This window comes from Neisseria sp. P0022.S010 (genome assembly GCF_051956635.1).
On sequence record NZ_JBQCXF010000329.1, the window covers coordinates 1 to 3,358 of the forward strand.

Genomic DNA, 3,358 nt, shown 5'->3' on the forward strand with positions numbered 1-3,358 from the left:
GATATAACCATAAGAACAATTGGAAACATTATTATCAAAACAAACTGTTAGAGATTTTCATCTAATATTGTGGCAGTGATGCTTTTGTTCCCATGACCCGGCTGCCGACGGCAGCCTTAAAACAGCAATATTCGCCTTTATCAATCTACCTCACGCTTCAACGGTTTGATTTTTGATAACACCGGAGACTTAGTAATGCCCAACCAATCTAAACATGTATCTATCAATATCGGTCTGATTCAGGCGCGGGAAGCATTGATGACCCAATTCCGCCCTATTCTGAACCAAGCCAATATTACCGACCAGCAATGGCGTATCATCCGGCTCTTAGCGGAAAACGGCACACTCGACTTTCAAGATTTGGCCAATCAGGCCTGCATCCTTCGCCCCAGTCTGACCGGCATTCTGACCCGCTTGGAAAAAGCAGGTTTGGCCGTCCGCCTGAAGCCTTCCAACGACCAACGCCGTGTCTACCTGAAACTGACGCCTGAAGGTGAGAAACTCTATGAATCCATCGGTGCATTGGTTGACGAACGCTACGATGCGATTGAAAAAGTTCTATCCAAAGAAAAAATGGCACAACTCAAAGAACTCTTGGCAGAGCTGGCAAAAATCGAACAGGCATTAAAATAAAGAAAGCCGGATGACAGACTCAACACACACACTCAAGAGATCATTTCGAGATGCCATGGCCTCCTGTGCCGCCGGCGTGCATGTTATCACGACAGACGGCGAAGCAGGACGCTATGGCATTACCATGACTGCCGTCACTGCCGTTACCGACGAGCCACCGACGGTCATGCTGTGCATCAACCGCCAATCCGCCATCATTCCCATCCTGCAAGGCAACCATGATTTGTGCATCAACACGCTCAATGACAGCCAGCAGGATATCGCCGAACACTTTGCCGGACTGACCGACCTCTCTCCCGACGAACGTTTCGAATACCATATTTGGCATAGAGGGCAAACCGGACAGCTCGAGGTTGAAGGCGCGCTGGCGCACCTGCACGGCAGCATTGTCGATCAGCGCGAAATCGGCACGCATTACGTCTTTTTCATTCAGATCAACGAAATCCGCAATACCGACACGCAAGCACCGGCATTGCTGTATTTCCGTAGGCAATTCAAATATTTGGCATAAATAAAGGTCTCAGGCCGTCTGAAACATCGGTTTCATTTTTCAGACGGCCTGAGACCTTTTCTGTTTCACACATTATAGGCACACCCATGAAAGCAATGATACTGGCCGCCGGTCGCGGCGAACGCATGCGCCCCCTGACCGACCACACGCCCAAACCCTTACTCGAAGTAGCAGGCACGCCGCTTATCGGTTGGCACTTGCGCCGCCTGCAACAGGCCGGATTCACTGAAATCGTCATCAACCATGCCTGGCTTGGCCAGCAAATCGAAGATACCTTGAAAGACGGTTCAGACTACGGCGTGCGCATTGCCTATTCTCCCGAGCGCGCCGGAGGCCTGGAAACCGCCGGCGGCATTGCCACCGCCCTGCCTCTTTTGGGCGACGAGCCGTTTTTGGTCGTCAATGGCGACGTATTGACCGACATTGATTTCCAAGCTGCACGACTGGCTGCCAAGCGTATGCAGGAACACAACCTTCTCGCCCATTTATGGCTGGTGGACAATCCGCCACACCATCCCGAAGGCGACTTCGGCCTGCTTTCAGACGGCCTAGTATCCGCCTCATCCGCAAACGGTCAAGCCCTGACTTTCAGCGGCGTGGGCGTTTATCATCCTGCGCTTTTCAAAGATACCCCGGCGCACCAAGCTGCCAAACTTGCCCCCCTGTTGCGTCAGGCCATGAGTCAAAGCAAAATCAGCGGCGAACACCACAACGGCCTTTGGTTGGACGTCGGCACAGTCGAACGCCTGCAAGAAGCCGACCGTATTGCCCAAAGCTGGTAAAACAAAAGGGGCGTATCCGATACGTCCCTTTCAATATCAAAGGCCGTCTGAAAAAATTGGTCAACCCATTTTTCAGACGGCCTTAATCTATCATCAAGCTTTGGCCAATTTCTTTTCTTTCTTCATTCCCAACAAGCCATTGACGATCATCACGCATAATCCCGACCAAATCAGGCCATAACCGATCAATGCGCCTTTTTGCACCGGCTCGTCCAGCCACACAATCGACACGATAAAAAGTAATACAGGTTCCAAATAGCTCAACATACCGAACACCGCAACCGGAAGTAACTGATTTGCCTTCAAATTCAAATGCATGGATATTGCGCTATTAAAGCCCAGCAACACAATAAAGAAGATTAAAACCGGTTTGGCCGCTATCATCGCCGGCGTATCCGTTGCCAGCAAAATATACGCCAACGCAAACGGCGTAATCATCATTAAATCAAAGGCCAGACCGATTAAAGAAGGCACGCCCAGTTTTCGGCGCAGTAGATAATAAAACGGATAAGTACCGAACACCCATACAGTCGTCCACGAAAACGCACCCGACCGTACCAATTCACATGCCACGCCTGCACAGGCCAACGCAACGGCAACCCTCTGCAACCGGTTTAAACGCTCTTTAAACCAAATCCGTCCACCCAGCATCATCGCCAAAGGAAACAGGAAATAACCCATGGCGATGTTTACCCCTTCCCCGTTGACCGGCCCCCAGACAAACAGCCACAACTGACTGGCAAATATCGGCGTCGGCAATACAATCAACAGCCACCGCTTCCAATCACGGCCGATATTGTTCGCAAACCGCGCCGCAGCCTGCCAACCGTTGACCATTGTCATCAGCACGCATAAAGCCGACAGCATCGCCACCATACGCCACGCAAAAATTTCCGTGCCGCTCATCGGCTGCATCCATACGCCGTACAGAAACAGCATAGCAAACAATGCATTGGACGTTATGGCCGCCAGCAAACCTTTAGATAAATTCGTCATTTCAGACGGCCTTTCATTGCATCGAAGCAGTCTAATACATCAGCCCTGTTTCACAATATCCGACAGCGGCCAGCGCGGCTTGACATTGAATGCACCAACAGCCTGACGCTCGGCAAGACGCATCGCACCGGCAAAGGCAATCATTGCGCCGTTGTCTGTGCAATATGCCATCGGCGGGAAATAGATGTTGATTTTTTCTTCCTGCGGCTTGGGTTTGCCTTTTTCAGACGGCACTTTGACAGTTAAGCGCGAAAATTCATCACGCAGTTTCCAGTTTGCACCCACACCGCCGGCAACTACCAAAGTTCTGAAGCCGGTATCCAACAACGCTTTTTTGGCTTTGGCCGCCAATACGTCAACTACCGCATCTTGGAAAGCGCGGCAAATGTCGTTTCGTGTTTGTTCCGGAATTTCATCGCTGCCGGTTTCGGCACGG

The 3,358-nt window shown here is 51.1% G+C and carries 4 protein-coding genes and 1 pseudogene; 3 read left to right on the top strand and 2 right to left on the bottom strand.

Annotation, left to right across the window (positions count from 1 at the left end):
- The first annotated feature begins 195 nt into the window (after window positions 1–195).
- The 3 genes from hpaR to murU all read left to right on the top strand — a co-directional run bounded on the left by hpaR (window position 196) and on the right by murU (window position 1,926).
- Window positions 196–633: a homoprotocatechuate degradation operon regulator HpaR gene (gene hpaR / locus ACTHUT_RS16195; protein ID WP_440419065.1), complete on the top strand. Its 438-nt coding sequence runs from the start codon at window positions 196–198 to the stop codon at window positions 631–633.
- A 10-nt stretch (window positions 634–643) separates the two neighbouring features.
- A complete protein-coding gene (gene hpaC, locus ACTHUT_RS16200) occupies window positions 644–1,144 on the top strand; it encodes a 4-hydroxyphenylacetate 3-monooxygenase, reductase component (protein WP_250599538.1) in 501 nt (166 codons plus the stop codon).
- An 86-nt stretch (window positions 1,145–1,230) separates the two neighbouring features.
- A complete protein-coding gene (murU, locus tag ACTHUT_RS16205; RefSeq protein ID WP_250599536.1) occupies window positions 1,231–1,926 on the top strand; it encodes an N-acetylmuramate alpha-1-phosphate uridylyltransferase MurU in 696 nt (231 codons plus the stop codon).
- Between the two features lie 93 nt (window positions 1,927–2,019).
- On the opposite strand, the gene rarD is transcribed toward murU, so the two are convergent.
- Together rarD and ACTHUT_RS16215 are read right to left on the bottom strand one after the other, a co-directional pair.
- Window positions 2,020–2,922 (bottom strand): EamA family transporter RarD, encoded by a 903-nt coding sequence (gene rarD / locus ACTHUT_RS16210; protein WP_250599534.1) that lies wholly within the window; start codon window positions 2,920–2,922, stop codon window positions 2,020–2,022.
- Window positions 2,923–2,961: 39 nt separating this feature from the next.
- Window positions 2,962–3,358, bottom strand: a pseudogene (locus ACTHUT_RS16215) (tRNA (adenosine(37)-N6)-threonylcarbamoyltransferase complex transferase subunit TsaD); the annotation flags it as partial.

Coding starts and splice junctions, on each gene's coding strand:
- rarD (WP_250599534.1), bottom strand. CDS start 2,922: ATGACGAATTTATCTAAAGGTTTGCTGGCGGCCATAACGTCCAATGCA.
- hpaR (WP_440419065.1), top strand. CDS start 196: ATGCCCAACCAATCTAAACATGTATCTATCAATATCGGTCTGATTCAG.
- murU (WP_250599536.1), top strand. CDS start 1,231: ATGAAAGCAATGATACTGGCCGCCGGTCGCGGCGAACGCATGCGCCCC.
- hpaC (WP_250599538.1), top strand. CDS start 644: ATGACAGACTCAACACACACACTCAAGAGATCATTTCGAGATGCCATG.